This is a genomic window from Curtobacterium sp. VKM Ac-2861 (genome assembly GCF_013204965.1).
Lineage (GTDB): Bacteria > Actinomycetota > Actinomycetes > Actinomycetales > Microbacteriaceae > Curtobacterium.
This window is the reverse complement of record NZ_JABMLA010000005.1, coordinates 56,584-72,313: the sequence shown is the minus strand read 5'-3', so window position 1 is coordinate 72,313 and position 15,730 is coordinate 56,584. Positions and strand designations below refer to the sequence as shown.

General features: G+C 71.5%; 18 protein-coding genes. 10 read left to right on the top strand and 8 right to left on the bottom strand.

The window, feature by feature from the left end; translation table 11 throughout:
• The first annotated feature begins 3 nt into the window (after window positions 1–3).
• The 5 genes from recQ (at window position 4) to HQQ88_RS13450 (ending at window position 4,960) form a co-directional block, all read left to right on the top strand.
• Window positions 4–1,857, top strand: coding sequence for a DNA helicase RecQ (gene recQ, locus HQQ88_RS13470; RefSeq protein WP_173169717.1), 1,854 nt, complete (start codon window positions 4–6; stop codon window positions 1,855–1,857).
• A 91-nt stretch (window positions 1,858–1,948) separates the two neighbouring features.
• Window positions 1,949–2,695, top strand: a complete 747-nt coding sequence (locus HQQ88_RS13465; protein ID WP_123340164.1) for a 1-acyl-sn-glycerol-3-phosphate acyltransferase — start codon at window positions 1,949–1,951, stop codon at window positions 2,693–2,695.
• A 133-nt stretch (window positions 2,696–2,828) separates the two neighbouring features.
• On the top strand, window positions 2,829–3,185 hold the full coding sequence (locus tag HQQ88_RS13460; protein ID WP_123293681.1) for a hypothetical protein: 357 nt from the start codon (window positions 2,829–2,831) through the stop codon (window positions 3,183–3,185).
• Window positions 3,186–3,441: 256 nt separating this feature from the next.
• Window positions 3,442–4,041 (top strand): M23 family metallopeptidase, encoded by a 600-nt coding sequence (locus tag HQQ88_RS19930; RefSeq protein ID WP_173169716.1) that lies wholly within the window; start codon window positions 3,442–3,444, stop codon window positions 4,039–4,041.
• Window positions 4,042–4,111: 70 nt separating this feature from the next.
• Entirely contained in the window at window positions 4,112–4,960 is an 849-nt protein-coding gene (locus tag HQQ88_RS13450; protein ID WP_367917020.1) for an NAD(P)-dependent oxidoreductase, read from the top strand.
• Window positions 4,961–5,017: 57 nt separating this feature from the next.
• Here HQQ88_RS13450 and HQQ88_RS13445 read toward each other — a convergent pair whose 3' ends face one another.
• A complete protein-coding gene (locus HQQ88_RS13445; RefSeq protein ID WP_173169715.1) occupies window positions 5,018–5,221 on the bottom strand; it encodes a hypothetical protein in 204 nt (67 codons plus the stop codon).
• A 10-nt stretch (window positions 5,222–5,231) separates the two neighbouring features.
• Window positions 5,232–5,750 carry a MarR family winged helix-turn-helix transcriptional regulator gene (locus tag HQQ88_RS13440; protein WP_131921240.1) on the bottom strand — a complete coding sequence of 173 codons (519 nt, stop codon included), beginning with the start codon at window positions 5,748–5,750 and terminating at the stop codon, window positions 5,232–5,234.
• A 163-nt stretch (window positions 5,751–5,913) separates the two neighbouring features.
• Between HQQ88_RS13440 and HQQ88_RS13435 the strand changes: the two genes are divergently transcribed.
• Window positions 5,914–6,807 (top strand): alpha-E domain-containing protein, encoded by an 894-nt coding sequence (locus HQQ88_RS13435; RefSeq protein WP_165901043.1) that lies wholly within the window; start codon window positions 5,914–5,916, stop codon window positions 6,805–6,807.
• An 82-nt stretch (window positions 6,808–6,889) separates the two neighbouring features.
• On the opposite strand, the gene HQQ88_RS13430 is transcribed toward HQQ88_RS13435, so the two are convergent.
• Together HQQ88_RS13430 and HQQ88_RS13425 are read right to left on the bottom strand one after the other, a co-directional pair.
• Complete coding sequence (locus tag HQQ88_RS13430; RefSeq protein ID WP_323749192.1) at window positions 6,890–8,236, bottom strand: MFS transporter; 1,347 nt, start codon at window positions 8,234–8,236, stop codon at window positions 6,890–6,892.
• Window positions 8,233–8,643: a MarR family transcriptional regulator gene (locus HQQ88_RS13425; protein WP_173169714.1), complete on the bottom strand. Its 411-nt coding sequence runs from the start codon at window positions 8,641–8,643 to the stop codon at window positions 8,233–8,235. Before HQQ88_RS13425 ends, HQQ88_RS13430 begins: the two co-directional genes overlap by 4 nt.
• A gap of 94 nt (window positions 8,644–8,737) precedes the next feature.
• Between HQQ88_RS13425 and HQQ88_RS13420 the strand changes: the two genes are divergently transcribed.
• Window positions 8,738–9,490, top strand: a complete 753-nt coding sequence (locus HQQ88_RS13420; RefSeq protein ID WP_173169713.1) for a glucose 1-dehydrogenase — start codon at window positions 8,738–8,740, stop codon at window positions 9,488–9,490.
• A gap of 100 nt (window positions 9,491–9,590) precedes the next feature.
• On the opposite strand, the gene HQQ88_RS13415 is transcribed toward HQQ88_RS13420, so the two are convergent.
• Together HQQ88_RS13415 and HQQ88_RS13410 are read right to left on the bottom strand one after the other, a co-directional pair.
• Window positions 9,591–9,860, bottom strand: a complete 270-nt coding sequence (locus HQQ88_RS13415; RefSeq protein WP_123293687.1) for a hypothetical protein — start codon at window positions 9,858–9,860, stop codon at window positions 9,591–9,593.
• Window positions 9,861–9,871: 11 nt separating this feature from the next.
• Window positions 9,872–11,032 (bottom strand): inorganic phosphate transporter, encoded by a 1,161-nt coding sequence (locus HQQ88_RS13410; protein ID WP_173169712.1) that lies wholly within the window; start codon window positions 11,030–11,032, stop codon window positions 9,872–9,874.
• A 105-nt stretch (window positions 11,033–11,137) separates the two neighbouring features.
• Between HQQ88_RS13410 and HQQ88_RS13405 the strand changes: the two genes are divergently transcribed.
• Together HQQ88_RS13405 and HQQ88_RS13400 are read left to right on the top strand one after the other, a co-directional pair.
• Complete coding sequence (locus HQQ88_RS13405) at window positions 11,138–12,016, top strand: alpha/beta hydrolase (protein ID WP_173169711.1); 879 nt, start codon at window positions 11,138–11,140, stop codon at window positions 12,014–12,016.
• 85 nt (window positions 12,017–12,101) lie between these two features.
• Window positions 12,102–13,151: a biotin/lipoate A/B protein ligase family protein gene (locus HQQ88_RS13400; protein WP_173169710.1), complete on the top strand. Its 1,050-nt coding sequence runs from the start codon at window positions 12,102–12,104 to the stop codon at window positions 13,149–13,151.
• Between the two features lie 67 nt (window positions 13,152–13,218).
• On the opposite strand, the gene HQQ88_RS13395 is transcribed toward HQQ88_RS13400, so the two are convergent.
• Complete coding sequence (locus HQQ88_RS13395; RefSeq protein WP_173169709.1) at window positions 13,219–14,808, bottom strand: AAA family ATPase; 1,590 nt, start codon at window positions 14,806–14,808, stop codon at window positions 13,219–13,221.
• Window positions 14,809–14,994: 186 nt separating this feature from the next.
• Between HQQ88_RS13395 and HQQ88_RS13390 the strand changes: the two genes are divergently transcribed.
• Window positions 14,995–15,324: a hypothetical protein gene (locus HQQ88_RS13390; RefSeq protein ID WP_123340175.1), complete on the top strand. Its 330-nt coding sequence runs from the start codon at window positions 14,995–14,997 to the stop codon at window positions 15,322–15,324.
• A gap of 41 nt (window positions 15,325–15,365) precedes the next feature.
• On the opposite strand, the gene HQQ88_RS13385 is transcribed toward HQQ88_RS13390, so the two are convergent.
• On the bottom strand, window positions 15,366–15,650 hold the full coding sequence (locus HQQ88_RS13385; protein WP_123293692.1) for a GNAT family N-acetyltransferase: 285 nt from the start codon (window positions 15,648–15,650) through the stop codon (window positions 15,366–15,368).
• Window positions 15,651–15,730 lie beyond the last annotated feature (80 nt).

Here is a 15,730-nt window from a genome sequence, read left to right as displayed (position 1 = left end):
GGCATGAGCACCACGCCCGCGCCCGCCGCCGTGTCTGCTTCGCGAGCCGCAGCGCTCGACGTCCTGCACCGCGTGTGGGGCTACGACGACTTCCGTGGCGAGCAGGCGGCGATCATCGACCAGGTGGTCGGCGGTGGTGACGCCCTGGTGCTCATGCCCACCGGCGGTGGCAAGTCGCTCTGCTACCAGGTGCCCGCGCTCGTGCGCGACGGCGTCGGGGTCGTGGTGTCGCCGCTCATCGCGCTCATGCAGGACCAGGTCGACGCCCTCGCGGCGAACGGGGTGCGTGCCGCCTTCCTCAACTCGACGCAGGGGCCCGACGAGCGTGCCCGGGTCGAGCGTGCGGTCGTCCAGGGCGAGGTCGACATGCTCTACCTCGCGCCCGAGCGGCTCCGGCTCGAGTCCACGCGCGCGCTCCTCGACCGGGCGCGGGTGTCGCTGTTCGCCATCGACGAAGCGCACTGCGTCGCCCAGTGGGGCCACGACTTCCGGCCGGACTACCTCGAGCTGAGCGTCCTGCACGAGCGCTGGCCGACCGTGCCCCGGATCGCCCTCACGGCCACGGCGACCCCGCAGACCCACCAGGAGATCTCGGCGCGGCTCGGCCTCGACGACGCCGCACACTTCGTCGCCGACTTCGACCGCCCGAACATCCAGTACCGCATCGAACCGAAGACCGGCGCGCTGCAGCAGCTCCTCACCTTCATCCGCACCGAGCACAGCGGCGACTCGGGCATCGTCTACTGCCTGTCGCGCAAGTCGGTCGAGCGGACCGCCACCGCACTGGCCGAACAGGGCATCCAGGCGCTGCCGTACCACGCAGGGCTCGACGCCCGGGTGCGTGCGCGCAACCAGTCGACCTTCCTGCGCGAGGACGGCATCGTCATGGTCGCGACGATCGCCTTCGGCATGGGCATCGACAAGCCCGACGTCCGGTTCGTGGCGCACCTCGACCTGCCGAAGTCGGTCGAGGGGTACTACCAGGAGACCGGTCGTGCCGGGCGCGACGGACTGCCCTCGACCGCGTGGCTGGCGTACGGCCTGAACGACGTCGTGCAGCAGCGACGGATGATCGACCAGTCCGAGGGCGACGCCGCACACCGTCGGCAGCTCAGCGCCCACCTCGACGCCATGCTGAGCCTGTGCGAGACGATCGAGTGCCGCCGGGTGCGGCTCCTGGCCTACTTCGGGCAGCCGTCCACGGCCTGCGGCAACTGCGACACGTGCATCGCCCCGCCCGAGTCGTGGGACGGCACCGTGCCCGCGCAGAAGCTGCTGTCCACGGTCGTCCGGCTCGAGCGTGAGCGCGGTCAGCGGTACGGCGTCGCCCACCTCGTCGACATCCTGGTCGGCAAGCAGTCGCCGCGGGTGCAGGAACTGCAGCACGAGTCCCTGGCGACCTTCGGCATCGGTTCCGACCTGTCCGACGGCGAGTGGCGCGCGGTGGCCAGGCAGCTGCTCGCGCAGGGCTACGCCGCGGTCTCGGGCGACGGGTTCGGCACGGTCGTCCTCAGCCCGACGAGCGCCGAGGTCCTGACCGGCAAGGTCCAGGTGCGGATGCGTCGCGACCCAGTGAAGGCCCCGCGGGCGAGCCGGTCGTCCCGCCGGACCGTCGTCACCGACATGCCCCAGCAGGCGGTCGGCCTGTTCGAGGCGCTCCGGGTCTGGCGTGCAGCCCAGGCGCGCGAGCAGGGTGTGCCGGCGTACGTGGTGTTCAACGACGCGACGCTCCGCGGCATCGCGGCGGTGCGTCCGTCCGACGTCGACCAGCTCGCCGAGATCTCCGGGGTCGGTGCCGCGAAGCTCGAGCGGTACGGCCGCGCGGTGCTCGACGTCGTCGCGTCCGAAGCCGACTGACCCCACGGTCGGACGTGCATGCCGCCGTGGGCATGTACTGCTCGCAGGCGTGATTACACTCGGGAGTTCGCCGTCACGACGAGGAGGCCCGGTGTCCGGTTCGACCAAGTTCGCCACCGTGCTGAGCCGCGCAGTGGTGACACCGCTCGCGCGGATGCTCTGGCGACCGAAGATCATCGGACGCCGCAACGTTCCCAAGCGCGGGCCGGTGATCCTCGCGAGCAACCACCGCTCCTTCATCGACTCCCCGGCGATCACGTTGATGGCACCGCGGAAGGTCGCCTTCCTGGCGAAGCAGGAGTACTTCACCGGCACCGGGTTCCGTGGCGCGGTGTCGCGGGCGTTCTTCGGCGGCATCGGTGCGATCGGCGTCGAACGTGGTGCGGGCGCCGCGGCGCAGCAGGCGCTCGACCTGGGGCTCGCGCGGTTGAACGAGGGCGAGGCCTTCGCGATCTACCCGGAGGGCACCCGCTCCCTGGACGGCCGGATCTACAAGGGCCGCACGGGTGTGGCATGGCTGGCCCTGACGAGCGGCGCGCCCGTGGTGCCCGTGGCCCTGACGGGGACCCAGGACGTGCAGCCCGTCGGCTCGAAGCTGCCGAAGCTCGCGAAGGTGACGATCGAGTTCGGGAAGCCGATCGACCTGTCCGCGTTCGGCGAGGCCTCGTCCGGACGTGCACGCCGACACGCGACCGATGCGGTGATGGCGGCGATCCAGGAGCTCAGCGGCCAGGAGCCGGCGAACACCTACAACAACCCGCCGGCGACGATCGTCGAACGGGTCAAGCGGGCGCTGCAGCCCGACGACCCGACCGCGGCTGCCGTCGACCCCGACTGACCGGGATCTGTCGGGCACTATTGCACATCTGAAATATCGATGGTTGAATGAGGGACGTGCCGCACGGCACGCATCCCCGACGGGTCGCCCGACAACGGCCCGCAACCACGACTCAGATCGGACGGTCAGCAGCATGTCCTCCACCCCGCTCTTCGACTCCATCGCCCAGCGACGCGACCAGCCCGAGCCGCCGGCCACGAGCACGACCCCGATCCCGACCCCGGCTCGAGCAGCCGCGGCGCCTGCCCCGACCTCACCGATGACCGCCCCCGTCCGAGCCGGTGACTCGACCCTGGTGCCCGCGGCCCTCGTCGCCGCGATCGACGACATCACGGTCCGCGTCACCCCGTCGGTGGTCACCGAGCTCCGCGTGCAGCCCGAGCAGCTCGTCCTGGTCGAGACCGTCGCCGACGCCATCACCCGAGCGGTCGTCGACGCCGTCGCGACCGAACTCGACCGGATCGCCCGCGACGGCGTCGTCCGCGTCTGAGCCCGGCGGTCCCCGAGCGATGACGACGCCCGCTGAAGGCCTCCCGCTGCGCCCGCGCGGTGCCGAACGGCGGGCCGCGAACCGCTCCCGTACTCGCCGACCCGAAGCGTCCGTGCGGCGCCGTACTGGGCACGGCACGCGTCCGGACGCCCCCAGAGCCGCCGGGGTGGTGGCTCCCCCTTCCGCCACCCCGGCTTCCCCCTCCTCCTTCCGCAGTTCCGTCCGCCGCGCCTTGCCCGCGACGGCGACCGCCGCGGTGACCTGTCTCTTCGTCGCCGTCGGCTCCCCGCAGACCGCGATGGCATCGACCCCGTCGCCGAGCAGTCCCGTGCCCGGCGTGCAGCAGTTCGTCGCCGACGGTTCCGCCCGGCTCTCCGTCGACCGCGACGGCTTCTCGATCGGCAGAGCCGCTGCCGCCCAGGCACGTGCGACCGCCGTCGGCTCGTCGGACGCGGCGGCCCGCCCCACAGCGGGGAACGTGCCGGCCGCCGGTGGGTTCGGCTCGCGCTGGGTGACCGGGTGCTCCGCCTGCTCGACGAACCACCAGGGCATCGACTTCGCGGCGCCGATCGGCACCACCGTCGTGGCCGCGATGCCCGGAATCGTCATCTCGGCCGGCGTGCTCGGCGGGTACGGTAACCAGGTCCTGCTCCAGCACGCCGACGGCACCCAGACCCGGTACGGCCACCTGTCGACGATCGGCGTCCGACCCGGTCAGGTCCTGTCTGTCGGCCAACGCCTCGGCGCGGTCGGCAACACCGGCGTCTCGACCGGGGCGCACCTGCACTTCGAGGTCATCGTCGGCGGGGTCCCGGTCGACCCGGCCACCTGGCTGCAGGCCCGCGGGCTCCTCTGACGGCGACGACGGTCGAGCGCGTAGCGTCGGGAACGCCGGGGCACCGAGCCGTGGCAGGACGGAGACGCACGTGCGAGTGACGGTGTTGGGTACCGGAGCGATGGGTGCCGGCGTGGCGGGATCACTGCTGCGCGAGGGTCACCGGGTCACGGTCTGGAACCGGAGTGCCGACAAGGCCGCACCGCTCGGTGAGCACGGTGCAACGGTCGCCACGGACCCGGGTGCCGCCGTCGAGCACGCCGAGGTGGTCCTCCTGACCCTCTTCGACACCGACGCCGTGGTCGACGTGCTCGAACAGGCTGCCGGAGACGCTCCGACCGACGCCGTGTGGGTGCAGGCGTCCACGATCGGCGTCGACGGAACCGAGACCGTCGTGCAGCTCGCCGCGAAGTACGGCATCACCCTGGTCGAGGCGATGATGCTCGGCACGAAGGCCCCGGCGGAGCAGGGGAAGCTCACCATGCTCGCGGCCGGCCCCGCCGACCAGGTCGACCGGGTCGTCCCCGTGCTCGACGCGATCGGCGCGAAGACCATCCGCGCCGGCGAACGGGTCGGCGACGGGACCGCGCTCAAGCTCGCGGCCAACGCCTGGATCGCCTCGATCACCGCGGCCACGGGGCAGTCGCTCGCCCTCGCCGCGGCGCTCGGGCTCGATCCGCAGCTGTTCCTCGACGCGATCGACGGCAGCGCGAGCGACTCGGCCTACGCGCACACCAAGGGCGCGGCTATCATCGCGGGGGAGTTCCCGGCACAGTTCGCACTCGACGGGCTGCGGAAGGACATCGGCCTCATCGCCGAGGCTGCGCGGGCGAACGACGTGTCCACCACGCTCCTCGACGCCCTGGGGCGGGTCTACGCCGACGCGAGTGCGGCCGGGCACGGCGGCGACGACATCGCGGCGGTCGGCACCGCCTTCTGAGTCGACGCGCGAGTCGACGCGCGAGTCAACGCGCGAGTCGACCCGCGCGTCGACGCGTCAGTCGCGGCGGAGGAACCGTCGCAGCCGTGCCGTGAGCCGGCCCACGGCCTCGTCGTTCATGGTGTTCGCCAGGTCGAAGGCCTCGCGCGTCGGATCGGCCCCGCCCTGGATCCGTCGGAGTGCGGCGTCGGCGCGGGCCCGGGAGTCGAGTTCGGCGAACGGCATGTCGTCCTCGGGGTCGTGCGCGCCGCGAGGGTCCATGGACAGCAGGTTACGCGCGGCGGAGCGTGCGGGCGCCTGCGTCGACGTCGTCGACCACGCGGACCATCTCGTCGAGGAAGTCCACGACGACGGCCATCTCGTCGGTCGGCACGTGCTCGGTGACCTCGAGGGCACGGGCGTCGAGTTCCTCGATCACGCGCAGGGCGTGGCCCATCGACGTCCCCGTGGCGGTGAGGATCACGCCGCGGCGGTCGATCGGGTCCTGGTGCCGCTCGACGTGGCCGCTCCGGACCAGCCGGTCGACGAGTGCCGAGGTCGACGCCGCCGTGATCTCGAGGCGCTCGGCCAGGTCCTTCGCGTTGACGGTCCGGCCGTCGTGCTCGGCGTCGATGAGGACCCGCAGTGCGAGCAGTGCGTTCTCGCCGATGCCCAGGGCTTCGCGAGCCCGACGTTGCGCGGCACTCTCGGCGGTGCGGTACCGGCGCAGGGCGTTCAGGACGTCGACGGCGGTGACCGGGGAGTCCTCGTACCAGAACCCCGCGGTGCTGGTCAGGACCTCGGACGTCATCCTGCAATGCTAGACGCTCTAGTTAGATTGTCTAGCGAGGGGCCGGTATCGCGGCGGAGACCCAGACCCGTGCGCGGACATCGGACACTGCAACACCCGTGACGCGGCTCCGAAACACTCCCGCAACGCCCGCTGGTTAGGTTCTGGGGATGCAGGAGCAGCCGTGCTGAGCCGACTCGCGGGGAACGTCTTCCACGTGGGGAGCGCGGTCGAGCGCACCGACGTGGTCGCACGCCTGCTCGACGTCTACGTCGCCCGACGCGAACCCGGCACCGTCGAGGACGACCGGGCCGTCGCGGCGGAGCTCCGTTCGGTCGTGGGGACCGCCGGACCGGCGAACGACGCCGACCGGTCCGCGACCATCGACGCCCTGGCGCTGGACCGCCACGAGCCGGCGTCCATCGCCGCTGCGGTCGCCGTCGCGCGGGACCACGCCCGTCGAGCCCGCGAGGTCGTCTCGAGCGAACTCTGGGACTGCCTCGACGTCACCCGTTCGCGCATGCCGCGCAAGATCGCCCCGGGCCGCGCGCACGAGTTCCTCGGCTGGGCTCGGGAACGCAGCGCCCTCGCGATCGGCGTGGTCGAAGGGGACGCCAGTCGCGACGAGGTCTGGGAGTTCTTCACCCTGGGCCGCTCCCTGACCCGGGTCGCCTCGACCGCCCGGCTGCTCGCCTCGGGGCTGCTCGAACCGGACTCGGTCACCTCGTGGACGGCGGCGCTCCGGGCCTGCGGTGCGGGCGAGGCGTTCCTGCGTGGCCGGGACCACCATCCGGTGCCGGACGACGCCGCGGCGTTCCTGCTCCTCGACGAGCACAGTCCACGGTCGCTGCGCTTCACCGTCCGACGGGCCGCCGAGTGCCTGGCCGACGTGGCACCGTCCTGCGTCGCGGAGGAGGTCGCGGCGTTCTCCGCCGCCCGCGACCGGCTCGAGGCCGTCCCGACGGACGCGGCCCTCGGCGTCGTCGGCGATGCCGGCGACCGGCTCGCGGCCGCTGCGGACCGCGTCACCGCGGCGCTCGACGAGCGCGTCTTCGCGGTGACCGAACCCGCGCACTGATCGCGGCCCTGGACCGGACCGGCGACGGCCGGGAGGCCCGTGGCGGGCCCGACCCGTGCCTCCCGTCCGCCACGCGAAAGCGTCAGACGGCGCTGGAGCGGTCGGCGACGGCCTCTTCGCGCTCGAGCTCCTGGCGGAGCGCAGCGCGCGAGGCGCGAGTGCCGACCACCGGCATCGCGTGCGTGACCGCGAGGTGCAGGCGGGTGTCCGCGTCGTACCGGAGCCGGAGGCGCTGGAAGCGGACGAGCCAGACGATCGCGATGGCGAGCGCGACGAAGCCCGATGCTGCTCCGACCGCGATGGCCCAGCGGGGACCCCACGCGTCCGCGATGGCACCGACGATCGGGGCGCCGATCGGGGTGCCGCCGGCGAAGATCGCCATGTAGAGCGCCATCACGCGGCCGCGCATCGCGGGCTTCGTGGTGGTTTGCACCAGGGCGTTCGCGGTGGTCATGAAGGTCAGTGCCGCGAGTCCGACGAACACCAGGACGAACGCGAACGTCCAGTACGTGGGAGCGAGGGCGGCAGCCGTGCACGCCAGGCCGAAGCCCCCGGCGGCGAGCACCAGCGTGCGCATCCGCGGCTTGTCCCGGCGGGCGGACATCAGGGCGCCGAACACCGATCCGATCGCCATCACCGAGTTGAGCAGGCCGAACTCGCCGGCTCCCTGGTGGAACTCGACGCGCGCCATGGTCGAGGTGAAGATCGGGAAGTTCACGCCGAACGTGCCGACGACGAAGATCATGCAGAGCACGACGATGATGTCCGGCCGGGTCCGCACGTACCGGAAGCCGGCGACGATCTGCCCCTTGCCGCGGCCGGCGTGCACCCGCTCGGCGAGCTGCGCGGGGTCGACGAACCGCAGGGCGATGAGGACCGCCAGGAACGAGCCGGCGTTGATGACGAACACCCAGCCGGAGCCGATGGCGGCGATGAGCACGCCGGCGACCGCGGGGCCGATCAGGCGGGCGGCGTTGAACGAGGCGGAGTTCAGTGCGACGGCGTTCGCGACGTTCTCGCCCTGCACGACGTCGGAGACGAACGCCTGGCGGATCGGGGTGTCGAACGCGGCGACGATGCCGAGCGCGAGGGCGAAGCCGTACAGCGCGAGCAGCGTCGCGGTGTGCGTGAGGACCATGACACCGAGGCCCAGCCCGAGCAAGCCCATCAGCGCCTGGGTGAGCATGAGCATCTTGCGACGGTCGAAGCGGTCGGCGGCGAGTCCGGTCAGGGGGAGGAGCAGCAGCTGCGGGCCGAACTGCAGCGCCATCGTGATCCCCACCGCGACGGCGTCGTTGTCGGAGAGCTGGGTCAGGACGATCCAGTCCTGGGCGGTGCGCTGCATCCAGGTACCGACGTTCGACACCAGGGCACCGGCGAACCAGATGCGGTAGTTGCGTCCGGCGAGGGAGCGGAACATGGCGGTCACTGCTGGGCCAGCCTCCTCATGATCTCGGTGGCGTCGGCGAGGGTGGCGCGCTCGACGGGGGTGAGTGCGGCGAGCCGCGGGGTGAGCCAGCCGTCACGGCGGCGACGGGTCTCCTCGACGAACGCGGCTCCGGCCGGGGTGGCGCAGAGGACGACCTTGCGCCGGTCGTCGTCGTGGCCGCCCTTGGACACCAGGCCACGCTCGACCAGCACCGCGATGGTCTTCGTCATCGAGGGCGGGGTGACGCCGTCCTGGCGGCTCAGGTCGGCGAGGGTCATCGCGCCGTCGCGGTGGAGCCGGGCGAGCGCCGCGAACTGGGCGTCGGTGACGGTCGTGTCGGTCTTCTGCGCGCGGAGCGTCCGGGACAGCCGGTTCACGGCGATGCGGAGGTCGGTGGCGTCGGTCACAGGTCGTTAGCCTAGCTCATTAGTTCAGTGAACGAACTGGTTTTCGGGTGTACTGTGATCCTGGACAACAGGTGTTGTTCAGAGAGAAGGAATCATGTCCGAGTTCGAGGGCAAGGTCGCCATCGTCACCGGTGGTGGCAGCGGCATCGGCGAGTCCGTCGCGAAGGAGCTCGCCGCGGCGGGCGCCACGGTCGTCGTCACCGACATCAACCTCGACGCTGCCCAGCGGGTCGCGTCCGAGATCACGGAGGCCGGCGGCACCGCCAGCGCGTTCGAGGCCAACTCCGCTGTCGCCGCCGACAACGAGCGCATGGTCCAGTACGCCGTCGACACGTACGGCGCGCTGCACCTCGCCGTGAACAACGCCGGCATCGGCGCCGCCCCGCAGAAGATCGGCGAGTACGACATCGCCGCCTGGGACCGCGTCCGTGCGGTCGACCTCGACGGTGTCTTCTACGGCCTCCGCTACGAGCTGCCCGCGATGGTCGCCGCCGGCGGTGGCTCGATCGTCAACATGGCGTCGGTGCTCGGCACGGTCGGCATCGCGCAGAACGCCGCGTACGTCGCGTCGAAGCACGCCCTGGCCGGCCTGACCAAGGTCGCCGCGCTCGAGTACTCGGCGCAGGGCGTCCGCACGAACGCCGTGGGCCCCGGGTTCATCGACACCCCGCTGCTCCGCAACGCCATGACGCCGGAAGCCATCTCGGCGCTGGAGGAGGAGCACGCCACGAAGCGTCTCGGCACCGACAAGGAGGTCGCCGCGCTCGTGCTCTTCCTGCTGAGCGACAAGGCCTCGTTCATCACGGGCAGCTACCACCTGGTCGACGGCGGCTACAGCGCCCACTGACGTCGGGCGTACCTGGTCGAAACGGGCGTACCTGGTCGGAAGTTCCGACCAGGTACGCCCGTTTCCGCTTCCCAGCGCGGGGGCGATGGGAAGGAACGTGCTAGTGGAACTGGGGGATCGTGAGCCAGATGCCCGCGAGCACGGCTGCCGCACAGACCGCGAAGCACAGGACGGCACCCGCCAGTGCTGCCGGCGGCGTGTGCCCGGACCGCGGGGTCTCCTCGGAGTACTGGGTGCGTTCACCCCCGGTGTCGAGCGGCTGCCCGGTGCCGAGCAGCCGCAGGCCGAGCGTGTAGACGAGCACGATGCCCACCGCGGCCACGAAGCCGACGCCCGCGACCAGGCCGATGCTCGTGAAGTCGATCTCCATCGTCGTTCCCCTCAGTTCTGCGCGCCGGCCGGCTGCGGCTCGGCCTGGTCGGTGGGTTCGGTCGATCCGGCGGCGACGTCGTCGTGCGAGATCGGCTTGCGCTTGGCCAGGACGGTGAAGGTCAGCCCACCGGCCAGGGCGAGCACCGCCACCAGCACGAGGCCGACCGCCGAGGTCGAGGCGAGCCAGGTCGCCAACCCGCCGACCACCGCGGCCGCCGGCAGCGTGATCACCCACGCGACGACGATGCGGCCGACGACCGACCAGTGCACGTCGGCGAGCTTCTTGCCGAGCCCGGACCCGATCACCGAACCGCTGGTGACGTGCGTCGTCGACAGGGCGAAGCCGAGGTGCGACGAGATGAGGATCGTCGCGGCGGAACTCGTCTCAGCCGCGAAGCCCTGCGGCGACTGCACGTCGGAGATCTTCTTGCCGACGGTCTGCATGATCCGCCAGCCGCCCGTGTAGGTGCCGAGGCCGATCGCGAGTCCGCAGGCCAGGATCACCCAGAGCGCCGGGCCCGTGCCGCTGTCCTGGTAGTTCGCGGCGATGAGCGTGAGCGTGATGACACCCATCGTCTTCTGCGCGTCGTTGGTGCCGTGCGCGAGCGACACCAGCGATGCCGAGACGGTCTGGCCGTGCCGGAAGCCCGTCGCCGCACCGTGCGTCGTGGCGTTCTTCGTGAGCACGTACGCCAGGTAGGTGGCCACCAGGGCGATGACCCCGGCGATGACCGGGGAGAGCAGCGCCGGCAGCACGACCTTCGACACCACCGTCGCCCAGTCGACCGAGTTCAGCCCGGCGCCGATGATCGAGGCGCCGATCAGCCCGCCGAACAGCGCGTGCGTCGATGACGAGGGCAGCCCGAGGTACCACGTGGCGAGGTTCCAGAGGACCGCACCGACCAGCCCGGCGAAGATCATCGTGGGCGAGATGTGGACGCCGTCCTGGCCCTCGCGGATGATGCCCTGCGAGACGGTCTTGGCGACCTCGGTGGAGAGGAACGCGCCGACCACGTTGAGGACGGCGGAGATGAGCACGGCGGTCCGGGGCTTGAGCGCCCCGGTGGCGACCGACGTGGCCATGGCGTTGGCGGTGTCGTGGAACCCGTTCGTGAAGTCGAACACGAGGGCCACCACGATCACGAGCACGACGATGACGAGGACGTCCATGCCGGGGACGGTAGGCCCGCCCCGAAGCCCCTGCGTGAACGCCGGATGAACAGGTTCGTGGGGGCGCCTGTCTGCGAGGACGGCAGCGTCTGCGAAACTGCGGGTGTGCCCACCTTCTCCGCAGCGCGAGGCGACGCCTCGTTCACCGACGCCCACGGCGTCGAGATCGTCTACTCGACCTGGCGAGCGGCGCGCCCCAAGGGCATCGTGCAGATCGCGCACGGCGTCGGCGAGCACGGGCTGCGGTACGAGCCGTTGGCGCAGGACCTCGTGCGTGCCGGGTACACCGTGCACGCGAACGACCACCGCGGGCACGGGCGCACCGGCCTCGGCCAGTGGGACGGCGACCACGCCAAGCTCGGACGCCTCGGCCCCGGCGGACTGCGCGCCGCGATCGCCGCCGTCGAGCAGATGGGGGAGGTCGCCCGTGCGGACACCCCCGGCGTGCCACTGGTGCTGCTCGGGCACTCGTGGGGCTCGCTCATGGCGCAGCGGATCGTGAACAGCTCCTCGGAGTCGTGGGACGGGGTCGTGCTCTCCGCCACCGCCTACCGGCTGCCCGGCTGGATGAACAGCGGCGACCTCAACGCACGGCACGCGGGCTCCGGTCCGACCAAGTTCGAGTGGCTCACCCGCGACCGGAAGGTCATCGACGCGATGTCCGTCGACCCGCTCGCCGTCGAGGCCGACGTCATCGGCCTGTTCGGGCTGCCCGACACACTCCGGCTGCTCGGGGTCCCGCGGCGGGGGATCCCGCACGACCTGCCCATGCTGCTGCAGGTCGGGTCCGACGACGCCCTCGGTGGGCCAAGGTCGGTCGAGCGGCTGGCACAGGCCTACCGGCGGCGCGGAGGACTGTCCGACGTCACGGTCCGGGTGTACGAGGGCGCGCGGCACGAGGTCTACAACGAGACGAACCGCGACGAGGTCGTGGCCGACCTGGTCGCGTGGCTGGACCGGGTGACGGCGCGCGCCGCGTCCTGAGACGGTACCGGCTGGCGGACGGGAGGCCCGTGGCGGCGCCGACCCGCGCCTCCAGTCCGACAGGTGGCGGGCGTAGGCTCGACGCGTGCACGGTGAGTACAAGGTCCCAGGTGGAAAGCTGGTCGTCGTCGACCTCGACGTGGTGGACGGGGACATCCAGGAGTTCCGGCTCGCCGGCGACTTCTTCCTCGAACCCGATGACGCGCTGCCGCTCATCGACACGGCCGTCAACGGGCTGCCGGCGACGACCGATGCCGCCGGCATCGCCGCGGCCGTCCGTGCGGCGCTCCCGGCCGACGCCGTGCTGCTCGGCTTCACACCCGAGTCCGTCGGGGTCGCCGTCCGCCGCGCGCTGTCCCGTGCATCGTCGTGGCAGGACTACGACTGGCAGATCATCCACGAAGGCCCGATCAGCCCGAACGAGCACCTCGCACTCGACCAGGTGCTGACCGAAGAAGTCGGCGCCGGTCGCCGTGGTCCGACCCTGCGCATCTGGGAGTGGGACCAGCCCGCCGTCGTCATCGGGTCGTTCCAGTCGCTGAAGAACGAGGTCGACCCGGCCGGTGCCGAGAAGTTCGGCGTGCAGGTGGTGCGGCGGATCTCCGGCGGCGGCGCAATGTTCATGGACGCCGGCGCCATCATCTCGTACTCGCTCTACGTCCCCGCCGACCTGGTGCAGGGCATGACGTTCGCGGACTCCTACGCCTACCTGGACGAGTGGGTGATCGAGGCGCTGAAGTCCCTCGGCATCGACGCGTACTACCAGCCGCTCAACGACATCACCTCGGCCAAGGGCAAGATCGGCGGCGCTGCGCAGAAGCGCCTCGGCACCGGATCCCTGCTCCACCACGCCACCATGAGCTACGACATGGACGGCGAGAAGATGGTCCAGGTCCTGCGGATCGGGCGCGAGAAGATGAGCGACAAGGGGACGACGTCGGCCGCGAAGCGGGTGGACCCGCTGCGCTCGCAGACCGGGCTGTCCCGCGCCGAGGTCATCGACCGGCTGATCGGCACGTTCACCAAGCTGTACGGGGCGACTCCCGGCGCGGTGACCGATGCCGAGCGCGAGAAGGCGCAGGAGCTCGTGCGCACGAAGTTCGCGACGAAGGAGTGGCTCGAGCGCGTGCCCTGAGCGGGCACTGCCCGTGATTGGGCACTGCCCGTGAGCGGGCGCAGCCCGTGAGTGGGCACTGCTCGACCTAGGGCCTCGGCGTACCGCCGTCGTCCTCGTCCTCGTCCTCGTCCTCGTCCTCTTCCTCGTCCACGTACTGGATGCCGGTCGCAAGCGTTCCGATGCTCCCGTCCGGACGGAACGTGGTGCGGGACAGCGGAGCGACGGCCACCCAACCCACCTCGCCAGCGGCGAAGGCTTCGCCGTCGTCATCGTCATCGTCGTCCGGCTCATCGTCGTCAGCACCGTCGCCGGTGCGTGTGCCGAGCAGCTTCCGCGTCAACGCGCTCCGCTCGGTCAGCAGGGAGTCGAGCGCCGCACGGAGGTCCTCGTCCGCCGGCTGCGCACCACGCAGTGCCGCCCCGAGGACGCTCCGCCGCATGAGCTCCTTCGCGAACGACCCCGTCGTGCCATCAGCGCGCTCGGCTGCCTCGGCAAGGGCGTCGTCGGAGAACGGCAGCGACCCGGCGTAGCGACGGAACAAGCGCACCCGCTCGGGCAGCGCGGGGAGCGGCACCTCGACCGCCAGGTCGACCCGGCCCGGTCGGTCTGCCAGGGCGCGCTCGAGGACGGACACCCGGTTCGTCGTCATCACGAACGCCACGTCGGCGTCGCCGTCGAGGCCGTCCAGGGCATCGAGCACTTCGAACAAGAGCGGCTGCGGTGACGAGTGCCGCTCCATCGCGACGAGGTCGATGTCCTCGAGCACGACGATCGACGGCTGGAAGGTCCGAGCGATCTCGGCTGCCGAGCCGATCGCGGCGATGCTCGACCCGGTGAGCAGGATCGCCGTCACGTCGGGAGTCCGCGTCAACAGGTGCCGGATGGTCAGCGTCTTGCCGGTGCCGGGCGGCCCGTAGAGCAGGACTCCGCGCTTGAGGTGCTGACCCGCGGCCAGCAGGGCGTCACGCTGCTCTCCGATCCCCACGACGTGGTCGACGACCTCGTCCAGCACACCGTCCGCGAGCACGACGTCGTCCGCCGCGATGTCGGGCCTGCGGAGGAAGGTCGCACCGGCATCGGAGCCGTACTCGGATCGGACGAACGACAGCACCTGGCCACGGAGCACACTCCGCTCGATCATGAGCGCCCGCAGCCGCTGCAGGAACGCAGCCGCCGCGTCCTGGTCGGTGCCGAGGAGCTCGAGGGTGGCGCTCGACCGGCCGTACTCGGGCTTGGCCGAGCGCTGGACGACAGCGATCGGGGAGCCGTCGAACGTCAGCAGCCGGAGCCCGAAGGACACCACTCGACGTGTCGCGTCCGGACCGGTGGCCCGGTCGGCGTAGCTCACAGGGCCGGGGGCCCAGCGCATGTGCGGGTTGGCGATGAACTCGCTGACCGAGCTGTGGAAGCGGGAGTCGTCGCCTGCGATGCCGATCAGCGCGCCGGGCGCATCACCCGCGAGCTCCTCGAGGGCGATGTCCGCGTCGACCAGCCGGTGGTCGGGCAGTTCTTCGGTCACCACCGGGACGGACTGCGGGTCGACGCCGAGGTGATCGCGGACGCGCTCGCCGATCGGCGTCAGGACCGCCTTCTGCTCGGACTGCGCGAGTTCGTTCGCGTGGTCGATGTAGCGGGCGAAGGCCCGCATGAGGTCCCGGTCTGCGTCGTCGAACACGTCGCCATCCTGGCACGGCCCGGTGTCCGCTGGTGGGTCGGATGGTGGGCGGCCGGAGCAGAGGGGGGACGCTCCGGCCGCCGCTCGACCAGTGTGACGACCGACTCCATGAACCACACGTGCGGATCATGAGAATCCCCCGCGCGGCTGATGTCGTGGCCGGATCGTCCACGTAGCGTCGCTCGCGTGAACTGGTTGATCTTCCTGGGGGCGGTGGCCGCCGTGGCCGTCGTGGTGTGGATCGCCGATCGCGTGGGGTGGATCGACCTGTCGAACAAGTCCACACGCAGCGGCGGATCCGGAGGAATCGGCGGGATGCTGGACGAGGTGTTCGCGCCGACCCGCCACGAGACGCAAGCCGAGTACGAACGGCAGTCGCGCCTCCCGAAGGAGGCACCGTCACCGGCGGACGACGACCACGACCTGCTCAGCGGCAGCGTGCTCATCAAGGTGCCGACGGTGCGGAGCGCCGGTCGGCACGAAGCGCGCGTCGGGACGCACGACCGGTCGTACTGAACCGCCGGCGGTCGCTCGCCGCTCGCCGCTCGCCGCTCGCGTTAGCGCGTCGTGAGTTCCTGGTAGTCCGGGTGCCGCTCGATCCACGCGCGGACGTAGCTGCACTGCGGCACGACCCGGAGGCTGCCGTCGCGCACGTCGTCGAGCGCGTGCTGCACGAGGATCGACGCGTGCCCGCCACCGCGGTGCGACGGGTCGACCTCGGTGTGCACGAAGCGGATCTCGTCGCCGTCGACCTCGTACGCCGCGAAGCCGATGACCTCGCCGTCCTCGACCAGGGAGTACTGCTGCTTGTCGGTGTCGTTGCGGACCTCGGGTGCTGCCATGCGCCGAGGCTACGCCGCGAGGCCGAGTCGCCGCTGGCTGCGCTGGCTGGGCCTTCTGGGCGGGGACCCGTGCGTCGCCG

Coding starts and splice junctions, on each gene's coding strand:
- recQ (WP_173169717.1), top strand. CDS start 4: ATGAGCACCACGCCCGCGCCCGCCGCCGTGTCTGCTTCGCGAGCCGCA.
- HQQ88_RS13460 (WP_123293681.1), top strand. CDS start 2,829: ATGTCCTCCACCCCGCTCTTCGACTCCATCGCCCAGCGACGCGACCAG.
- HQQ88_RS13410 (WP_173169712.1), bottom strand. CDS start 11,032: ATGGACGTCCTCGTCATCGTCGTGCTCGTGATCGTGGTGGCCCTCGTG.
- HQQ88_RS13445 (WP_173169715.1), bottom strand. CDS start 5,221: ATGGACCCTCGCGGCGCGCACGACCCCGAGGACGACATGCCGTTCGCC.
- HQQ88_RS13440 (WP_131921240.1), bottom strand. CDS start 5,750: ATGACGTCCGAGGTCCTGACCAGCACCGCGGGGTTCTGGTACGAGGAC.
- HQQ88_RS13385 (WP_123293692.1), bottom strand. CDS start 15,650: ATGGCAGCACCCGAGGTCCGCAACGACACCGACAAGCAGCAGTACTCC.
- HQQ88_RS13420 (WP_173169713.1), top strand. CDS start 8,738: ATGTCCGAGTTCGAGGGCAAGGTCGCCATCGTCACCGGTGGTGGCAGC.
- HQQ88_RS13415 (WP_123293687.1), bottom strand. CDS start 9,860: ATGGAGATCGACTTCACGAGCATCGGCCTGGTCGCGGGCGTCGGCTTC.